The sequence below is a fragment of the Pseudomonas sp. Lz4W genome (assembly GCF_000346225.2).
Taxonomy (GTDB): Bacteria; Pseudomonadota; Gammaproteobacteria; order Pseudomonadales; family Pseudomonadaceae; genus Aquipseudomonas; species Aquipseudomonas paraversuta.
This window is the reverse complement of record NZ_CP017432.1, coordinates 2,838,283-2,857,381: the sequence shown is the minus strand read 5'-3', so window position 1 is coordinate 2,857,381 and position 19,099 is coordinate 2,838,283. Positions and strand designations below refer to the sequence as shown.

Sequence of the window (19,099 nt, the reverse complement as noted above, 5' to 3'; positions counted from 1 at the left end):
TTCGCCTCGCGATACCCTGGTTTAAAAGGGTTATATAAAAAGCGCCGATACCGATCGAGAAATTTCCCGGTCTGCCTCAAGAAGCGTCTCAGTTACCTTGATGGGCCTGACTCTTATACTGGTCGAAGTTCAACGATATCGATATATCGGGGGCTTTGACCGCATGCCATTGTGCGCCACTTTGATGGGGCACTGTCTCTATTAAAGGATTGTAGCTAGAGGCTTGGTCGCAAACTTATAATTGTCATAAAGGAATCCTTAATATGAAACTTAATAAAATCGCTCTGGCAGCCGCGCTGGTACTCGGTACTATCACAACGGTACAGGCTGCAGACGAAGGTAATGGCGTAGTCCGGTTTACCGGTTCTATTATTGATGCGCCTTGCTCTATTGATCCGAACTCTGTTGATCAGACGGTTGAGCTGGGTTCGGTCTCTAACGTGGTACTGGTTGATGGTGGCAACTCAGCCCCGAAGCCTTTTGAAATTCGCCTGGAAAAATGCAGTCTGGATACTGCAGCCACGGTCAAAACAACCTTTAACGGTGCAGCAGGCCAAGGTGGTTTGCTCGGTATTACCGGTGACGCTCGTGGTGCGGGTATTGCGTTGACCGATGGTAACGGTACTGCGATCACCTTGGGTACAGCCACTGCTGGTCAGTTGGTAAGTATCGGGGCCTCCAACGCCACTCTGACCTTCAGTGCCTACCTCAAAGGTAACGGTGGTGATGCTACGACCATCATTCCGGGTGAGTTCAGCAGTGTGGCCAACTTCATGCTGTCCTATAACTAACCGGCTCCCGGGCCCGGTTTGGCTATGCATGTGGGCGCATCCCACATGCATCTTTGATCTGAATAATGAGCTTTACCAACTACAGGGCTTGGCGCAAGTCGCGGTATTTGAGCGGCTCTCGGCATTGACTCGGTAATCAACAAAAAGCACGAACTGAGACGTTTAATCAAGTCCTGTGCTTTTTTGTGGGTGGTGGTTGAGTGAGCGTCATGTCTCGTCAGTGGCTGGCGTACTTTTTGGTGTGAATATAAATGATATGGGCTCCTCAATCGTGAGTGCACCGAACTGGGCACTTGCACCTTTTCGTCCGCGCATATTGGGCATTTCCATAACCTGTGTATTCAGTTGCGTCGGGTATCAAGCCAGCGCACAGGAAGTGCAATTCAATATTGACGTTCTGGATGTTAAAGATCGCGAAAATATGGACTTGGGCCAGTTTTCCCGTGGCGCTTATATCATGCCGGGCGATTACACGATGCTCGTACGTATCAACAGGCAGGAACTGCCTGAACAGTCTGTGGTTTTTTATCCCTCAGAACAGGATGCAAATGAGAGTTCCGCCTGTCTCAGTCCGACGCTGGTGGAGCAGTTTGGTTTAATACCGGACATCAACAAAAAACTCACGTGGTGGCACCAGGGGCAATGCCTGTCACTGGACAGTCTGCCGGGTGCAACAGCCCGTGCTGAATTGGGCACTTCCAGCCTGATGGTAAACATACCGCAGGCTTATCTCGAATATGCCGTAGACACTTGGGATCCGCCGTCGCGTTGGGACGAAGGCATCCCCGGGCTGTTCGTTGACTATTACATGAATGGCCAAAGCCAGCGCCAGGAGCATGGCGGTGGTACCTCTTACAACCTGAGCGGTAACGGCACCGTGGGGGCTAACATGGGCGCCTGGCGGCTACGTGCCGACTGGCAAACGCGGCTGGATCATCGGAGCAATGGTCAGGGCCCGGGCAATAGCTGGGACTGGAGCCGCTACTACGCCTACAAGGCTATTCCGACCCTTGGGGCGCAGTTTTCCCTGGGTGAAAACTTCCTGTATTCCGACATCTTTGACAGCTTTCGCTTTACCGGCGTCAGCCTGATCACCGATGACAGCATGCTGCCGCCTAACCTGCGTGGTTATGCCCCCGAAGTGGCAGGCGTGGCACGAACCAACGCCAAAGTGGTGATCACCCAGCAGGGCCGGGTGCTGTATGAAACCCAGGTCGCCTCGGGGCCGTTCCGTATTCAAGACATTAACGATGCCGTTTCCGGGCAACTGGATGTACGGGTAGAAGAGCAAGATGGCAGCGTGCAGACATTTACCGTCGATACTGCCAGCGTTCCCTACCTGACCCGGCCAGGGGCGGTGCGTTACAAGGTCAGCAGCGGTCGCCCCTCGGACTTCAGCCACAGTACCGATGGGCCCATGTTTATCACCGGTGAGGCTTCGTGGGGGGTGAGCAACGGCTGGTCGATTTACGGCGGCGGTGTCGAAGGCGGTGATTACAAAGCCTTGGCCCTGGGGGTAGGGCGGGACCTGATGGCCTTTGGGGCATTGTCGTTTGACATTACCCAGTCGCGGGCCCGACTGCCTCAACTGGCGCAAGACACACTTAGCGGTGCTTCTTACCGGCTGCGCTATTCGAAAAACTTCGACAAATACGACAGTCAGGTGACCTTTGCCGGGTATCGCTTCTCGGAGAAGGACTACATGTCCATGAGAGATTATCTGGATGCCCGTAACTTCGGCACCCGCAATGAAAACAGCAAAGAACTGTACAACATCAGTTTCAGGCAGAACTTCAGCGACAGCGGGTTGAGTACCTACCTCAACTACGACCATCAGACTTATTGGGATACCCAGGCCAACGACCGGTACACCTTTACCTTGTCCAAGAGCCTGAGCTTCGGTCAGTTCAGGGGCATAAGCCTGTCGATGACGGCGTACCGCAACAAGTACAGCGGTGCCAATGATGACGGCATGTATGTTTCGTTCTCAATGCCACTGGGTGGCGGCAGCAGTTCCGTTAGCTACAGCGGCAGCTATGACCGCGATGCCAACAGTCATCAGGTGGGCTATTACGATCGTTTGGCTAATGCCGACAGCTATCAGCTCAATGGCGGCAGAAACAGTAACGGCACCACCGCCAGTGGTTTCTACACCCATGACGGAACTCTGGCGCGGGTCAATGCCAACACCAGCTACCAGGAGGGGGGGTATGCCTCGGTGGGTATGTCGCTGCAAGGCGGGGCAACGGCCACCTTGAAAGGCGCTGCGCTGCACCGCTCGAACATGGTTGGCGGCACTCGAATCCTGGTCGATACCGACGGCGTCGCGGACATCCCTATCTCGGGCTACGGCTCAGCCATCCGCACCAACAGGTTTGGTAAAGCAGTGGTCACCGACGTCAACAGTTATCACCGCAACCAGCTCAGCATTGACGTTAACAAGTTGCCGGAAAACGCCGAAGTAGGGCGCTCGGTGACGCAAGCCACCTTGACCGAAGGGGCTATTGGCTATCGACGGTTCGAGGTGGTGTCCGGTGAGAAAGCGATGGTGGTGATCCAGCTGGGCGATGGTTCAAGCGTTCCGTTTGGTGCCACGGTGAAAAACCACAAGGAGCAGGAGGTGGGCATCGTCAGTGACGATGGCAACGCCTACCTCAGCGGCATCAACCCTGGCGAGCAAATGAGCGTGCACTGGAATGGCCAGGCGCGGTGTGCGCTGCAGATGCCTGCGCAGATTGCCGAGGGCAGCATGGCAGAGCTGGTGTTGCCGTGCACCCGGATACCCGCTGGCGATTCGCCAGAGAAAGCAGCGGGTTGACTGCTTGCAACAACTACACCGGCTGCCCTGTGGCAGGCCATTGCGGCCTTCTCTTTAGCGGCCTGCCTTTGAAGTTTTTACAGAGATACAAACAGTGAGTAATAAAAGATGAACATGTGTAGTAATCCTTTTTTTCGCGTGACTGGAGGCTTGTTGTTAGGCCTGCTGGGCCTGCAACAGGTGCAGGCGGCCGTGGCGCTGGACCGTACCCGGGCAGTGTTTAACGGTGGCGAAAAGTCCATCAGCCTCAGTATCAGCAATGACAACAAGACACTGCCTTACCTGGCACAAGGCTGGGTGGAAGATGCGCAGGGCAACAAGATTACCAGCCCGTTGACCGTACTCCCTCCGCTGCAGCGTCTGGAGCCGGGGGCTCAAAGCCAGGTCAAGATTCAGGCCTTACCGGCCGCCCATCAGTTAGTGCAGGACCGCGAGACGCTGTTCTATTTCAACCTGCGTGAAATCCCGCCCAAGAGCGAAAAGCCCAACACCCTGCAGCTGGCACTGCAGACGCGCATCAAGCTGTTTTATCGGCCCAAGGCGCTGGGCGCAACCATCGGGATGGTGCCCTGGCAGGAACAACTGACGTTGAGCAAGCAGGGCGAAAAATACCAGGTGAATAACCCGACCCCGTATTACGTGACGATAGTCGACGCCGGCAGCAAACCCGGCCCCGCCGGCGCCGTGGGGTTTGAGCCGGTGATGGTGGCGCCACAGGGAAAAGAGATTCTGAACCTGGGGGTTTCCGTGCTGGGCCTGAACCCGGTGCTCACCTACGTCAATGACTACGGCGGTCGCCCGCAACTGCAGTTCACCTGTAGCGGAACTGAATGCAAGGCCGAGCCCGCCAAGAAAGAATTTTAACCGGCGTAACGGTGTCATGACCCGATGAAGGAGCCAGACATGCAACAGCAAACTAAAGGCAGTACCGGCGTGTTGCGTGGGTATGGTGCGTTGACAGACAGTTCCCGGACACTGGAGATGGGCATGGCAAACCAGGCTGTTCAGCCGCAAAGCATGGACGCCACCCGGGTCGCGCAAGCGAGGGCCGGTATAGCCCGACTGAGCATGCGATATGAGTAACGGGAGCGCTATGGCCAGTGAAAAATCATGCCCGTATACCTGGCGTGTCCTCTACGTTGCCCTGTACGCCGCTCTGTTCGCATTGGGGGCGACAGCTCACCCGGCTCTGGCGGCCTCATCCAGCACCATCAACGTCACGGTCACCCTCACGGCAGCGCCGTGCGAGATCAACAGCAACATGCTTATGGAAGTCAACTTCGGCAATGACGTGCTGACCACGCTGGTAGACGGTAACTATAAAAAAATGCCGGTGCCGTACACGGTGAAGTGCCCGCCTGATGCACCCAGTGCGATGAATATCCGCATAGAAGGCACGGGCGCGGCGTTTAACCACGACGTATTGACGACCAACATCACCGACTTCGGCATTGCGATATCAAGTAACGGGACAGCCCTGCCGATCAACAGCTCTAAGGGCTTCACCTACCCGGACTGGCCGCAAATTGAAGCGGTACCGGTCAAGCGTCCAGGCGCCACTCTGAGTGGTGGTGTTTTCTCAGCGGGGGCAGTCATGAAGGTGGAGTACCGGTGAACAGGTGCGACGTGATGAAGCTTTATGCAGGCATGCTGTTGTTACTCGCTATTAGCGCATTGAGTGCGCCGGGCATGGCGGCGGACAATATGAAATTCTCCGGTACTCTGATTGAGCCGCCACCATGCACCATCAATAACGACGGCCAGGTGGATGTTGATTTTGGTAACCGGGTGGGTGTGAAAAAAGTGGATGGCGTTAACTATCTGCAAGTGATGAATTACCAGATCAAATGTGATCCCAGTGTGAGTGCCCGGGACATGACCCTGGAAATCATGGGTACCCCCGCGGATTACGATGCCGCGGCAGTGAGCAGCAACGTGACCGACCTGGCGATCCAGATCCAGCAAAACGGCGTGCCCTTTGAATTGAACAAGCCGATCCCCATCAGGCTGGCCAGCCCGCCGGTTCTGTCGGCCGTGCCGATCAAACGGGCAGGAGCAACGCTGATAGAAGGGCCGTTTGAGGCCACTGCGACCCTGCGGGCGGTGTACCAATGAGCCGGCGCACCAGGCATGTATATGTCCTGGCGCTAGTGTTGCTGCTAAACCCGCCGGCGCAGGCTGACAATGTTCGGTTACACGGCGTCCTGGTGGCAGAACCCTGCGTCATTGCGCCAGGGGGCGAGAGCGTGGCACTGGACTTCGGCACGGTGATAGACAAGTACCTGTATACCAACCAGCGCACCCACGGCCAGCCAGTTGATATACGCCTGGCGAAGTGCGATGTGAGTCTGGGCAGAACGGTCAAGGTGACCTTCAGGGGTACTGAAAACCCGCATCTGAGCGGATTGCTGGCGATCGACGCTGCCAGCCAGGCCAAAGGCATTGCCATCGGCATGGAAACCCCGGCCGGTCAGAAGTTGCCGCTGAATAAGCCCGGCCAGGGCGTCCGGTTGGTTAACGGGAATAACACTGTGACGGTTCAGGCCTATGTGCAGGGTGAACCCGATGCAATTGCCAACAAGACTATTGAGCGTGGGCCGTTCAGTGGCATTGCCACGTTCAACCTGGAATATGAATAAGGCTGTTAGTGATTGGCTGGCGGCGTATGTCTGGCATCGACGGCAAAGGCTACAAGCGTCCGCTTGCGGTAGTTGGTAATACGCAGCCCTAGGCTAATATTGGCCCGCAAGCCCAAACAGCTAAGTAACAGATTTTAGGCGGCAGCAAGTCAGGGGTGGACATGAGGGGCATATCACACGTTTGGATATGCCCCTCAACCTCGTCAACGTTTACCGGAGGCTGGCCACAAATGCTTGATCGCCTTTCTTTCATCAGCAGAAAAGCCTTTCCACTCATGGCCGGAGGTGTACATCACGTCATTGGGGTTCGGCTCGGGGCTGGTACCGGGCACTAACAGGTCAGGGAAACCAACTGGGAAGCTGCTATCCTCGCCTCCTGAGTGCGTCAGGCCCATGGCGTGCCCCATTTCATGAACGATGGTGTTGTAATAAATTTCAGGTCCGAACTGCGCATAATAGAAGTTATTTATAGCGATTTCCACGCCGATCTCGTAGCCCCATGGCCATTGGGCTTCACCCAGACGGCCGTCCTCTGCCCAGTACATGTACACCTGGCAGTTGGCTTCATCGGGAGTATCGACAAACTGAATATTGATACAAGACTCCAGGTCGGGGTTGTTCCATTCGTTTAGCGCCGCCGGGATAAAGTCTTTCCATCCTGCATTGAAAACATCTTCAACAAACACTTTGACGTTGCTCACTGCCGCGGGAGAGGCAATGTACCAAGGGTCTGGAGCCATGTAAGCCCGACCTTTTTTATGCTCTTCACTTTCTTGGTAGTTTTGCCATAACTCCTCGACGTGTTGACCCGTAATACTGCGGCCGTTTGGCTCGATGATGAAGCCTTTTGGCACCACCTCTACGAACTCGGATTTAAATCCCATCTTCGACAGGTATCCCAATTGCTTTTGGGTTTCCGGGCTCCACCGGTTATGTGCCGGTACACATTGGCAAACAGGCCCAAAGTGCGCGCCAGCCTTTTTTGAGCGGGTGGGGATTTTTTTAGGGGCAATCATAATTGAACCTCTCCATGGTAAGCATCGTTGATAAACGTATGGGTGGGACGGTGATGCTGAGGAAAAAACTAGCCGTCAGCCGTTAGATTTCAAGGGTGGCTTGAAGGCTGTTAAAGGTAGTCTGGCGAGCGGTTTGAGGTAACCGTTGGAGTTTGTAGGTTTGCTTTTAACAAAGTGGAGGTCGATGGATTCACATCATCCCAAGCGGAAAATCCCTTTTTCCAGTCATGCGGGAGCGCATATCCATTCACTATAGATAAGTCAGGTGTCCAGACTGGGGTAGTCCAGTTATCCATGCCACTGAGATATTTGACGCCTAAGAAATTTTTATTGATACCGCTTGACTGCCTCGTAAATTAGCTGATGCGTGTTATTTATGCGCTATGAACTTATCTTGGTCCAACTGAAAGCTGTATTTTTTACTTTATGTGCATGCTAATACCGTGCTGTTATGCTGCGCTTCCGCATTTTTGCGGATGGAAAAGTAAGTGGAGTTGGAATGAGAAGAAATTTGAAACATGTGAAGCATCTTTTGGCCCTGGTGCAGGCTTACGCTGATCATAAGGGTATTCAGTTTAATCATCTTGCGGAAAAGTGGACCGCTAGCGGTAGCGGTAAGTCCCTGGAGGAGCCTGAGTGCCTTTATCTCGTGGCTTTGTGTAAGCAGGCTGGATACCTCAGCGAGTCCAAAGGATTCAAAGGTGCTCGGTTAATTCAGATGACTTGGTCAGGTCATGACTACCTTGATTTGAATACGTCTATATCCTGACCCAATCGCTATTGATTACCTTAAGGGCCCGACCCATGTGTCGGGTTTTTTATTGCCTGAATTTGTCTGACGAAGACGCTTAAGGATAGTGGCCTGATGATTCCGGCCGCTCATTTAGACGACAATACTCGCCCTATCGAGGTGTCAGATGACCAATTTACGTCGTGTCTTTATAGCTGAAATTTAACGCGAGGTTGAGGAGCTCGTACTAAAGCAAAACTACAGCTTCATCGAAGCAGGTCGATTAGTCGGGGTTGGCGAATCGGCTCTGCGCCTTTGGGGTGGTCAGCTTCAGCAGGTACCCACAGGCTTAACCCCACAAAGCAAGGAGTTAAAAGGATGATGGGCGGCCTGCTATTGCCCCTATGATCCCAATCTAGCCATAATGCATGCTAAATCACACCATTCAGGGAAGATCTTAAGTGTCCGGTTTATTGTTCGATCGTCCAAATAATATTCAAATAATATCTGTTTTAAATAAGCTTTCATCACAGTCGGGGGGAGTAACCCGAGTTTCCTTGGCCAGGGCAAAATCACTTGCTGAGCGCGGCTTTCGCTCGATAATAGCCACGGTAGAGTATGATCCCCTCTTGCTTGATTCGATCAAAGCGCTGCGCAGTGATGAGCGACTGGGTAGTACGGTCGGAATTTTAAATTTTTTCATTTACTTTGCAAAACTCTCCAGGGCTGGTGTGGGGGCTGGGGCTCTTTCAGACTATTTTGCTGACCCGGAAGGGGCTGAGTTTTCAAGGCGTTCCAGGTATGTAGGGATTTCGGGACTTCGCTCAAATGAGTATTTGAACTCGGAAGGCTGGGTGTTTGCACGGGAAATAGTGGATGCGACCGGTGAAGTGGTAAGTATTCAGCTAGATATTCCGGGCAGAGAACTAGTCAATTTTTTGACAAGGGATGACGCTTATATCTATTGGCTTGACGAGGTATCGAGCTACGGGGAATTCACTATTTTTATAGCAGATGCCTCGAGTCGATCTGATGCGGTGTCCAAGGTAACGGCAGTCAATGCCAGAACAGTCCTGACGTTACATGGCAATCATTTTGCCAGGCCCTTTGTGTTCGGCAGTGAAGTCACAGGTCTAAGTGGGAAAATTATTAGTAATGCCAGGTTTTGTGACGCATTAGTTGTTTTAACTGATGCCCAGAGGGTGGATTTGGTCAATCAGTTCCCAAGTCTAAATAATCTGGCAGTGATACCTAACTCGGTGAGTAAGGATACTCCGCCGCCGTTGACGCGCTCTGGCAACACATTTGTCGTTGTTTCGCGCTTGGAATCCGTTAAAAATATTGAATTGGTTATCAGGGCATTCAAGATTGCGTTGGCCAAAAATAACAGTCTTTGCCTGGATATATGGGGGCATGGAAGCAGGGGAGGGCATATCCAGGCTCTCATCGACGCTAGTGGCATGAGTGAGCAGGTCGTCCTGCGAGGTTATGCAAATCCGGTGTCTGAAGTTTTTGTTCAGGCCAGGGCTTCGCTATCCGCTTCGGTTTCGGAAGGGTTTGGCCTAAGTATCCTTGAATCAATGGCATTTGGATGTCCCGTCATATCGCTGTCTTCGAATTATGGTCCGGTAGAGTTAATTAAAAATGGCGTGAATGGTTATTTGGTAGGCGATGAGCAGGAAATGGCTGAAAAAATTCTTGGCCTGGCTGCAGACGATGTCAATCATGCGTCGATGTCTTCAGCTGGGGTGGAAACGGCTGATGAACATAGTCCTTCAAAGGTGGCGGATAAGTGGGTCAGTTTAATACATAAGTTGACCGCGCCTGAATGGAGGGCGAAAACGGCAAGTGGTTCTGTCAGTATTCGTAATGCCGCTTCAAGTGTCGGTGGAAATATTATACTTACGTCGTATACCAAGGAGGAGTTGTCGATTTACCGGAGGCTTCTGGTCGTCAGGGTTGATCGATCGAAAAAGGTAGGCGGTGCGGCGTGCCTGATTGAGCCGGGTGTATATAATATTCATCATCTTCAATTTGAAGACGATGGGCGTGTACTGCTGAAGTTTGCTCAGGGGGCTAATGTATATAAGGGTGTTGTTCCAAGATATTCTGTCGAATTCAAGCTTTTATCCTGATACTTACCCTTCGCCGGCCTATCTTTGGCGCCGCCCCGCAGCATGTCCCTCAGCCCGTTTTCATTGAGCTTGAGTCGCAGAGCGGGGCGTAGGCCAAAATTTGCAGGAAAAGAGGAATTAGTAGTGCTTAGGCCCCGCAAGAGGTGGCGGTCATCTGGGGGCGCCAGCGGAAAATGACCTGACTCTTGCCTTGAATTGCCGTTAAGGATCTTCTTGAGATCCACAGCTTCGTTGGTCGACTGGTCTTGGGTCGCATAGGTGAGCGTCAAGCTTCGGTGGTGTGAAATATTTTGTAGCTCCGACAGTACGGGTGGTTTTTCAGCTCATCGCAGTATCGCCTCTTGAGCTCGGACCATTTGCCAGGTTTGTGTTTAAACCGTTGGCGAGTTTACGTGCTCCGCCCGGCACGCTGCCTATATCGCCTATGGGGGGCATTGCTTGACAAAGTTGATGGATTCGCAGATTGCGGTAATTGCTGATTCGTTCTAGGCCCATGAGTCTCAGCATTGTGGTTTGCTGCCTCGTCGATACCTAGTCGCTGATAGCTTTTTTTGCTCGAATTTTAAAAGATAAGGGATTGTCAGTTACAATGCAGTGGCGTATTGCTATTATTGGCATAGGGTTAGACTTGAACGTCATGGAGATATTCCATGTATTGTTCTCCTCTTGCCTGAAGTTTCATCTCTTAAAAGGGCAAGACTGCTAGATGAAAGATTTTCTGTTGTTCGATGAAGTTGTAATTGTATTTTTGGCTGTCGTTGGGATTACATCATGTGTTGCGATTGCCCTCTCGGTGCATCTGCTGCGTAAAATCCGCGCGTTACCTGAGCCAGATAAGATCATAGCGCCTCCTGTTAAGGGTCATCACCCTTTTAGAGGCGGGCTGCTATTCGAGCCGACAGTGGCAGTGGCTGATGCAGAGCACTCATTCATCTATCCGGTAAATATCTTGACCCGCAGAGAGCTTGCGAGTGATGTTGTATTTACTCTGAGTGGATTAAGTTCCTCGGGATCGTACATGGGCGCTGCGCTTCCAATAGCACAAGATCTTGGAGGCAAGGCGGTCCTCAACTTAAGGCCGTCTGATGCTGTGGATGATCGTCGTTTCATGACGTTGAACATTATTCGCGTCCCTCGACAGCCTGGTACTTCAATTAAAGTATTGATGATCGGCGACAGTATTGTTAATCGTGATGGCGCCAGGTTGTTAAGTGAGTCTTTGCGCGCGCTAGGGTTTGATCCACAGATGGTTGGGCTCCTCAAAGGCATGAGTGTGGAAGGCCTGTCGGATGGGCTTTTAAGCGAGGGGCGCTCGGGCTGGGAAAGCGGAGATTATACCTTTGCCATCAATGATCGTGCCCTTCCAATTGCAGAAGGTGAAGAGGCCGGGTTTCTGGAGATGGGCAAGGGGGGGCGAGTTACCTACAACCCCTTCATACGCCTCGCGAAGCCTGATGACTCGGCTGATCTTGTCCGCAACGGGTATGTATTTGATTGTGAGTATTACCAAGCCAGATTTGGTCTCGATACACCTGATGTTGTTATCAATGCATTAGGCACCAATGACGCTAGAGATAGGTCAACATCCGATGTTTACGATTGCATCTATGACAACGACAGGATTATCCATAGTCAAATTCGTACCGCCTGGCCAAATGCTCGAATCATCAGGACGCTTCCTGCGACTGCGATTGCGAGTGCTAGAAATAAACTGTGGACTTATAGCTACGCCAGAATCATCAGGGCGATGCGTGCCTGTGCAAAGGATCTCGGTGATCCGCTCTTGAGCGTGGCGCCTTTGTGGGCAATGACGAATCCTGAATGCGGATACGAAGTACCCGCCAGTGATAGCGGGAATGATGGTTTCATAATAGGAAACTGGGCAGATCCAATTCACCCTTCCGGTGCGTCGCAGCACGGTTACTACAAGGCTATGGCGCCTTTTGTCGGTGCTGCAGCCTTGGGTTTGCTCGATAAAGGTAGCTCCGGACACCAAGACCAGGCGTAGTGTTTTTTGGGCATTATCTGTTTAGTTGCGCGCCCTGCAAGGTAGACATTTCACGGCTTGTGTGAGCGCTCCTCTTAACGGTGCCTTCTAGTTTTCCGACCGCCATTGTGCAGTGATTTTGAGCGCTTAAAAGCAATGAGTAGCCTGCACGTGGTGGTAATGGGGGGGGGCAGTTGAGTGAGTGGTCTCAGGGTTGACTGCCCATATTAGTTGTTGCTCAAAATTATTTTTGGCGACATTTTTTGGGTAGTCACAGACAACCTCATCAACGCCTGGCGAGGGGATTAAGCTTTGGTGGCTGTGCCCTAGGCTGGAGTGATGGCATAATGATTGATTACCTATGGATCAGGGGGGGCGCGGGCAGATGTTTGGTGCATTGCTGGGAAGGAAAGGGTCGGATCTTACTGGCACTCAAGTGATATCGGTTCTTAATAGATTGTCTGCTACGGCTGGCGGCGTGACGCGAGCAGCGCTCAATAGAGCTGGGGTGCTTGGAAGAAGTGGGCTGAATTCATATGTTGTGTCAATTGATTATGATTCGGGGTTGGCCAACTCAGTCGAAGTGCTGAGACGAGATGGCAGGCTTGACCCGGACGTTCTTGTATTTAATTTGTTTTTCTATTACGGCGCTTTGTCTGAGTCTCTCGCAAAGCTTAAGAAAAAACCGCCGCTGAGCAAGCTCTCCGTTACGCCTGCGCTTCCGGTTCCAGTGCGCCGGTCCAGGTTCATCGGGGCGACGGAGCTCCAGTCCGTTGAGTTTTTCAATAGTGCAGGGGTCATCTTTGCTCGTGAACTTCTGGACAAGGCCGGAAATTCGGTTTCATTTCAATTGAATATTTCGCCTGCCCTGACATACACATTCAAGGCAAGAGAAGACGCTTGTACACATTGGCTCGAAGAACTTTCTGAGAATGGCTCTCATACAGTAGTTATTGCAGATGCCTCCACAGCCAGTGATGTGGTAACAAATATTAAGTCTAAAAAGACCTCAAAGGTCCTGACGCTGCATGGCAATCACTTTTCCGATCCTTATGTGTATGGCAGCTCTGTTAAACCTAGAAGTCAGCTGATCATTGATAATGCCAAGGTCTGTGACTCCCTGGTGCTGTTGACGGAGAGCCAGAAAGTAGACATAGGGCGGCAGTTTGGGGACAGTCAGAAAATATCGGTAATACCAAATTCTACAACTATATTTAAAGACGATTTTGTTGTCAAAAGAAAGCCGAAGCTGTTTGTGGTGGTTGCAAGGCTTGACGCAGTAAAGAGTATTGGTCGTGTTATCCGGTCTTTCAAACTTGCCGTCGAGAGTGATCCGGAACTGGTGCTGGAGATTTGGGGGCGCGGTTCGTTAGAGGGTGAACTAAAAGCGTTGATTCTGGAGCTGGGCCTTTCAGGTAGTGTTTTCATGAAGGGGTACACGCGGAACCCTGACACCGTTTTCAGGCGGGCTCGTGCGTCGCTGTCAAGTTCGTTGTCAGAGGGCTTTGGACTCAGTTTGCTAGAGTCGATGTCTGTTGGGACACCTGTTATTTCGTTTGACGCCAATTATGGGCCTAAAGAAATTATTCAAAACGGTGAAAACGGTTTTCTTGTGAATAGCGAGCAGGAGTGTGCTGCAAAAATCGTTAAGTTGGCGCAGGATAATTCACTGTTTGATTATTTGGCAAAAGGCGGAATTGAAAGTTCAAACCGTTATTCGCCAGATTTGGTAGGCCAAAAGTGGTTGGGGCTTGTCAAAAATTTGAGCGGCGGAGAAAGCTATAACAATGATTTTGGCGAGAGAACCGTATTTGAAAATACTAACTCCAGTAGTTCCGGGAGTATTTTTATCTCTGCCAGCGAAATTGCCGGACGCCCGCTTGATTGCGTTAGGCGGGTAGAGATCGTTCGTATAGACAGGACAAAAGTGTTCAACGACCAGTACTCCAAGCTTGAGCCGGGGGTCTACCGAGTTCATAGCATAACTCATGAACCTGGTTCATTCAGGTATGCCATTAAGATTGCTCATGGCGGGCGACAGCATAAAGGTGTCATCCCACTAAAGTCGCTGACGTTCAAACTGCTCAGTTAAGGGCCGTTGTGTGGGTGTAGGTGCTTGCTCATGTGATCTTGCCCCCCCCCAGTGTTGTCTATAAACATCAAGCCTGCCGAGTGCAGGCTTTTTTTTGCCTGGAGATAAGCAATGCCATTACCACGCAGCACCGGCTCCCTGGCAAAGCACTTGGGCAATACGCCCCGGACTGATGGCGCCGGTCAGAAACATCGTGAGCGTGGCCTGATCCAGTTCGCCGGCCGGACTAACCATGTCGAGTATGGCGAAGCCAGGGCCTCGAACACCGGCTGCGGTTTCTTGCGGCAAGCTGCGTAAAGCCTTTTATTCAGCCTTCGCAGAGTGTTGGCAATATTCCGTGGAAAATACCATGCGCTGGCAGGTGGCCCACGCTGTGCTCTTGAGCCCGGTTAGTCCGAAAGAGGTAAGTACCGACAGGGGTGGTTGTGAAAGGATTGAAAGGCCCGGGCTCCGGGTTCATGCAGGAGCCGATCCGGCGAAGTGCAGGGGGGCTTTTTAAACGTATGACAAGGAGATCAATGTTGACGGACGCCTTTGACTTTATCGTGGTGGGCTCCGGCTCGGCGGGCGGCACCTTGGCGGCGCGTCTCAGCGAAGACGGCCGCTACCGGGTGCTGGTGCTGGAGGCCGGCGGCAGTCACAAGCATTTTTTAGTCCGAATGCCCGCAGGTTGGGGAGCAATGACGTACAGCCCCAGATTTTCCTGGATGCACAAGACCGAGCCGGAAAAGTATGCCGGCGGCCGCCGCATGAAGATGCCCAGGGGCAAGCTCGTCGGCGGCTCGTCCTCGATCAACGGCATGATCTATATTCGCGGGCACCAGCAAGATTACGCCGATTGGGTCGCGGCGGGCGCCACGGGCTGGAGTTGGCCGGAGCTGTTGCCGCACTTTGTGCGAACCGAAGATCAGCAGCGCATTCATAATGCCTGGCATGGCCGGGGCGGTCCGCTTTCGGCGAGCGACCTGCCGGCAGTGCACCCGTTGACGCACTCGATGGTTGACGCCGCCGTACAGGCGGGCCTGGAACGGGTCGACGATTTCAATGATGGTCAGGCCAAGGGTGCGGGAGTCTTTCAGGTCAATTTCCGTGACGGTCGGCGCTCCTCGATTGCCAGCAATGCGATCGAGCCGGCCCTGCGCCGACCCAATTTTAATCTGGTGATGCGGGCGATGGTGCAGCGGATTGTTTTTGAAGGGCTCTGCGCAACCGGCGTGGAATACAGCCTGCCTGATGGCAGCCGCCACCTCGCCAAGGCCCGGCGCGAAATATTGCTGTGCGCCGGGGCCGTACAGTCGCCTCAGTTGCTGATGGTCTCGGGCGTCGGGCCGGCTTCGCAGTTACAGGCCCTGGGTATCCCGGTTGTGGTGGACTTGCCCGGGGTGGGCGAAAACCTGCAGGACCACGTGAGTGCGCCGTTGTGCTGGAGGTTAAAACCGGGCGTGTGCGGGATGAACAGCCGGTTCCGTGGCGTGGGCCTGGCGGGCTCGGTACTGCGTTACCTGGCGAGCCGCACCGGGCCGATGACGAGCCCGCCCGCGGAATTCGGCTGCTACCTCAAGAGCGATCCCGATCTGGCGTATAACGATATTCAGGTATTCGGCCTGCCGATGACCGGCCAGAGCGATGGCGACAGCGACAAGGCCGCGCAACCGGACCGTTTCGAGGGCATGACGCTGGGGCCCTTTCAGGGGCGGCCGTTCTCACGCGGCCATGTACGACTCAAAAGCCGCGACATGGATCAACACCCGGCGATCACCATGAACTATCTGCACGACGCGCGTGACCGTCGTGCGCTGATCTGGTCATTGCGCTGGTTACGGGACATGGCGAAACAGCCGGCGCTGGCCGGATTGATCGACACTGAGGTCCGACCCGGCCCGCAGGTGCAGACCGACAAACAATGGCTGGACTGGATGGAGCCTTTGCTCACCACTGCCTATCACCCTGTGGGCACCTGCCGTATGGGGCATGCTGATGACCCGATGGCCGTCTGCACGCCTGATCTGCGTGTACGCGGGGTACAGGGTTTACGGGTAATCGATGCGTCGGTCATGCCCAATCTGATCTGCGGCAATACCAATGCCACGACCGTGGTGATTGGCGACAAGGGCGCCGATCTGGTCTTGGGGCACGCGCCGCTGGCGCCTCTGCATCTGTGACGTCTACTGTCTTCAGTCTGCTGGCAAATGGTGCAAGAGGGGCGTGGGAGTCATCGCTGAATCACCTGATGGATGTCCATGTCGGGTTGGCCCAAACAATCCAGTCACTCAGAACATTGCAAAAGCCGGAGCCTGACTTTTCACCCTCCCGCGTGGAGGTGAATGGGATATCTTGTTGGGCTGTCAATCTGCTCAACAATTCAGGGAAGTCAATGCTGAGCTCACGTGTATCAAATGGTCAGCAATCAATGTCCGGTCGATCAGAGCCGGCGGTGCCCTGGTGGAGCTTTACGAAGACCGTCCTGGCCGCTACCGCCTTGTCATTGGTGCGTGATGGCCGGGTCGCACTGGACGCTTCGATTCTTGATCAGCCTTTCACGTTGCGACAACTGCTTCGACATGAAGCAGGGCTCGCCGATTATGCCGAACTTGCGGATTATCATGCCGCCGTCGCCAACGGTGAGGCCGCCTGGACAGTCGACGAGATGATGCAGCGCCTTGATGGTGCCCGGCTTCGATATAGCCCCGGAGCCGGTTGGCGTTACTCGAATGTTGGCTACCTGCTCATCGGCAGGCTTATTGAACAGGTGACTGATCTGTCGCTCGAAGAGGCAGTGAGTCGATACACACTGAAGCCGCTGGGCCTCTCGAACGTTCGCTTCGCTAGAACCCGGGCAGATTTACCCGATTCCTGCCTTGGGAGCACATCAAGTTATGACCCCGGCTGGGTTTATCATGGCTTGCTGATCGGCCCTGTTTCGCAAGCAGCACTATTCCTCGACCGGCTTCTCGCGGGGCATTTGCTCCCTTCGGGCTTGCTCCAGGACATGCAGATAGCAAAAGCATTGGGTGGCCCGATTCCGGGACGTCCATGGATGACGCCGGGATACGGCCTGGGGTTGATGCTGGGTTCGATCGAAGGGGGCTTTACCCTCAGCGGACATACAGGTTGCGGCCCTGGTAGCGTCATTGCTGTGTATCGTACCTGCAAAGGTGATTCATCGGCTTGTTGCGCTGTTTTTTGCACTGGCACCAGTGAAGGCGCTGTCGAAGCCCTCGTTGTTGGGCAACTGTTACAAGATTTGCGGTAGGAGCATGACGTTGTCCAAGTCCTTTGGGCGCCAACTTCATAATCGCCGTATCACTGCATAACAGGCTCGGGGTTCAGGCGCATCAAGCTAAAGCTTTTGCGGCATTTGATTGGCAATAACTTGCTGATTTACCAGTAATAAACTGTGCCGTTCACATTGCCCGCGCCTCCAGGAAGCCTCAAAGGGTTGTATTCAAGTCACTGGCCAGACCATGGCACAGCGGCTGTGCGGGGCGAATCCGTACCTGTACTCCTCGCGCAATATCGCCGCCAGCCTCGGGTCCAGATCTGTGGCAGCTTTAGTCCGAAAGCCTGTGCGGGCGTAAAATGGTGCATTCCATGGCACGTTTGTGAACGTCGTGAGCGTCACGAAACCCAGTCGGTTTGACCGTGCATAATCCTTCGCGGCCTCAATCAGATGCCGCCCTGTGCCTTGTCCTTGCATCGATTGCATCACTGATAATTCATGGATGTGAAGATCATTGCCGTGGCGCTCAGCACTGAGAAATCCTTGCGGTCGACTTTCTGCATCAAGTGCAACCCAGCATGTCGATAGCGCTATGAGTTGGTTATGGCGCTCGATGGACATCGGGGGCGAATCAGCCAGCCAGCTCAACTCGTCAATCATGCGAAATGCTTGAGCTGCGCAGATTTCAATGGCGGGCAGGCATTGTGCATCTTCCGGTACAGCAAGGCGGATAATCGCGGGCATGGGTCGTCCTTGGTGATGTGAATGGGAGGGCGGTCATACTGGAAAACCAGTATTGAATAATAGTTGGAGGCACCATGCGCCCGGATGATCAAGTTGAGTGCTTGTGGTGATCACTGAACTCATCACAACCCGAGCTTACGAAAAAACGCCCCATTGTTGAGGCGGGAGATGCCTGATCCCTGTCATTCGTTGCAATGGCAGGCAAGTCAAAACGTCTTGAGCTAAATAAGTTTGCAGTATGGCTATATGCTACTTTTTAAAGTGACTTACTTACCGGTGTTCAAAGGAGTTGGCATGTTTACTGAAATCAAGCCCGGTGAAAAACTCGAGCAAAATGATGGCAGCAGTGCCATGGCCGGCATGTGAATCCCCCCGGCAATCAAAAGCCCCCCCCCGACTGTCCACAAACACCTGCCTCTGGACTGGCCGCAGCGATCAGCCTGACGTAGCGGCTCGCAAATCTGCTCCATTCATGGGCTGGATTTCTTCAATAACTGGCTGATTTTCAAGATAATATCTGTGGATCGAAAATCGCCGGTGCTGGTTCGATTGCGGCTTCGACCTGCACCTTCAAAACCCTGCAGATTCAAGTCTGCGGGTTTTTTTATGGGCGCGGGAAAGTCAGGGAGTTCGACGCTTCACCGGCTTGTCCAGTGCCGCCGGGGCTTTGGTCTGCCTGCTGCGTGTCACTGGGCGGGAAGTCATCGCGCAGTGCTCAAGACGTTTTCCCTGATGCCACGGATCGAGTATTATTCAAAATGTATCTAGGAATAATCCTAAAAGTAGTACGACAATAGATTTTATTCGTCCCGTGTGTGCAGCAAGTCAGTCGCGAATATATCGACAACCTCCAGGCGACGCTCCACAACTTGCCGGCAATGAACATGCTCGGCATGCAGCCATCGATAGGATGGGATGGTGGTCATG

Annotated in this window: 15 protein-coding genes; 13 read left to right on the top strand and 2 right to left on the bottom strand. The window is 53.3% G+C overall.

Annotated features, from left to right (window positions below):
- Positions 1 to 263 precede the first annotated feature (263 nt).
- From B195_RS13030 to B195_RS13000, 7 genes are all read left to right on the top strand, one after another.
- Positions 264 to 791 (top strand): fimbrial protein, encoded by a 528-nt coding sequence (locus B195_RS13030; protein ID WP_003446072.1) that lies wholly within the window; start codon positions 264 to 266, stop codon positions 789 to 791.
- A gap of 256 nt (positions 792 to 1,047) precedes the next feature.
- Positions 1,048 to 3,609: an outer membrane usher protein gene (locus B195_RS13025; protein WP_003446070.1), complete on the top strand. Its 2,562-nt coding sequence runs from the start codon at positions 1,048 to 1,050 to the stop codon at positions 3,607 to 3,609.
- Between the two features lie 114 nt (positions 3,610 to 3,723).
- Positions 3,724 to 4,473: a fimbria/pilus periplasmic chaperone gene (locus B195_RS13020; protein ID WP_029612786.1), complete on the top strand. Its 750-nt coding sequence runs from the start codon at positions 3,724 to 3,726 to the stop codon at positions 4,471 to 4,473.
- Between the two features lie 39 nt (positions 4,474 to 4,512).
- On the top strand, positions 4,513 to 4,692 hold the full coding sequence (locus tag B195_RS13015; protein WP_029612784.1) for a hypothetical protein: 180 nt from the start codon (positions 4,513 to 4,515) through the stop codon (positions 4,690 to 4,692).
- A 10-nt stretch (positions 4,693 to 4,702) separates the two neighbouring features.
- Entirely contained in the window at positions 4,703 to 5,224 is a 522-nt protein-coding gene (locus B195_RS13010; protein WP_003446066.1) for a fimbrial protein, read from the top strand.
- 14 nt (positions 5,225 to 5,238) lie between these two features.
- Positions 5,239 to 5,724, top strand: coding sequence for a fimbrial protein (locus B195_RS13005; protein ID WP_003446065.1), 486 nt, complete (start codon positions 5,239 to 5,241; stop codon positions 5,722 to 5,724).
- Positions 5,725 to 5,816: 92 nt separating this feature from the next.
- On the top strand, positions 5,817 to 6,248 hold the full coding sequence (locus B195_RS13000; protein ID WP_236010179.1) for a fimbrial protein: 432 nt from the start codon (positions 5,817 to 5,819) through the stop codon (positions 6,246 to 6,248).
- Between the two features lie 203 nt (positions 6,249 to 6,451).
- Here the strand turns inward: B195_RS13000 and B195_RS12995 are convergent, their stop codons facing one another.
- Positions 6,452 to 7,264: a hypothetical protein gene (locus B195_RS12995; RefSeq protein ID WP_003446062.1), complete on the bottom strand. Its 813-nt coding sequence runs from the start codon at positions 7,262 to 7,264 to the stop codon at positions 6,452 to 6,454.
- A 1,191-nt stretch (positions 7,265 to 8,455) separates the two neighbouring features.
- Between B195_RS12995 and B195_RS12985 the strand changes: the two genes are divergently transcribed.
- From B195_RS12985 to B195_RS12960, 6 genes are all read left to right on the top strand, one after another.
- Complete coding sequence (locus tag B195_RS12985; RefSeq protein WP_083912800.1) at positions 8,456 to 10,129, top strand: glycosyltransferase; 1,674 nt, start codon at positions 8,456 to 8,458, stop codon at positions 10,127 to 10,129.
- Positions 10,130 to 10,835: 706 nt separating this feature from the next.
- Entirely contained in the window at positions 10,836 to 12,137 is a 1,302-nt protein-coding gene (locus B195_RS12980; protein ID WP_003446059.1) for an SGNH/GDSL hydrolase family protein, read from the top strand.
- A gap of 364 nt (positions 12,138 to 12,501) precedes the next feature.
- The gene (locus tag B195_RS12975) at positions 12,502 to 14,208 is read left to right on the top strand and encodes a glycosyltransferase (protein WP_158525126.1); all 1,707 of its coding nucleotides are present in this window, start codon (positions 12,502 to 12,504) and stop codon (positions 14,206 to 14,208) included.
- A 111-nt stretch (positions 14,209 to 14,319) separates the two neighbouring features.
- On the top strand, positions 14,320 to 14,505 hold the full coding sequence (locus B195_RS22995) for a hypothetical protein (protein WP_003446057.1): 186 nt from the start codon (positions 14,320 to 14,322) through the stop codon (positions 14,503 to 14,505).
- Positions 14,506 to 14,726: 221 nt separating this feature from the next.
- Positions 14,727 to 16,370, top strand: coding sequence for a GMC family oxidoreductase (locus B195_RS12965; protein WP_003446056.1), 1,644 nt, complete (start codon positions 14,727 to 14,729; stop codon positions 16,368 to 16,370).
- 212 nt (positions 16,371 to 16,582) lie between these two features.
- A complete protein-coding gene (locus tag B195_RS12960) occupies positions 16,583 to 17,461 on the top strand; it encodes a serine hydrolase (RefSeq protein WP_037001870.1) in 879 nt (292 codons plus the stop codon).
- 192 nt (positions 17,462 to 17,653) lie between these two features.
- Here the strand turns inward: B195_RS12960 and B195_RS12955 are convergent, their stop codons facing one another.
- Positions 17,654 to 18,172 carry a GNAT family N-acetyltransferase gene (locus tag B195_RS12955; protein WP_003446052.1) on the bottom strand — a complete coding sequence of 173 codons (519 nt, stop codon included), beginning with the start codon at positions 18,170 to 18,172 and terminating at the stop codon, positions 17,654 to 17,656.
- Between the last annotated feature and the right edge of the window lie 927 nt (positions 18,173 to 19,099).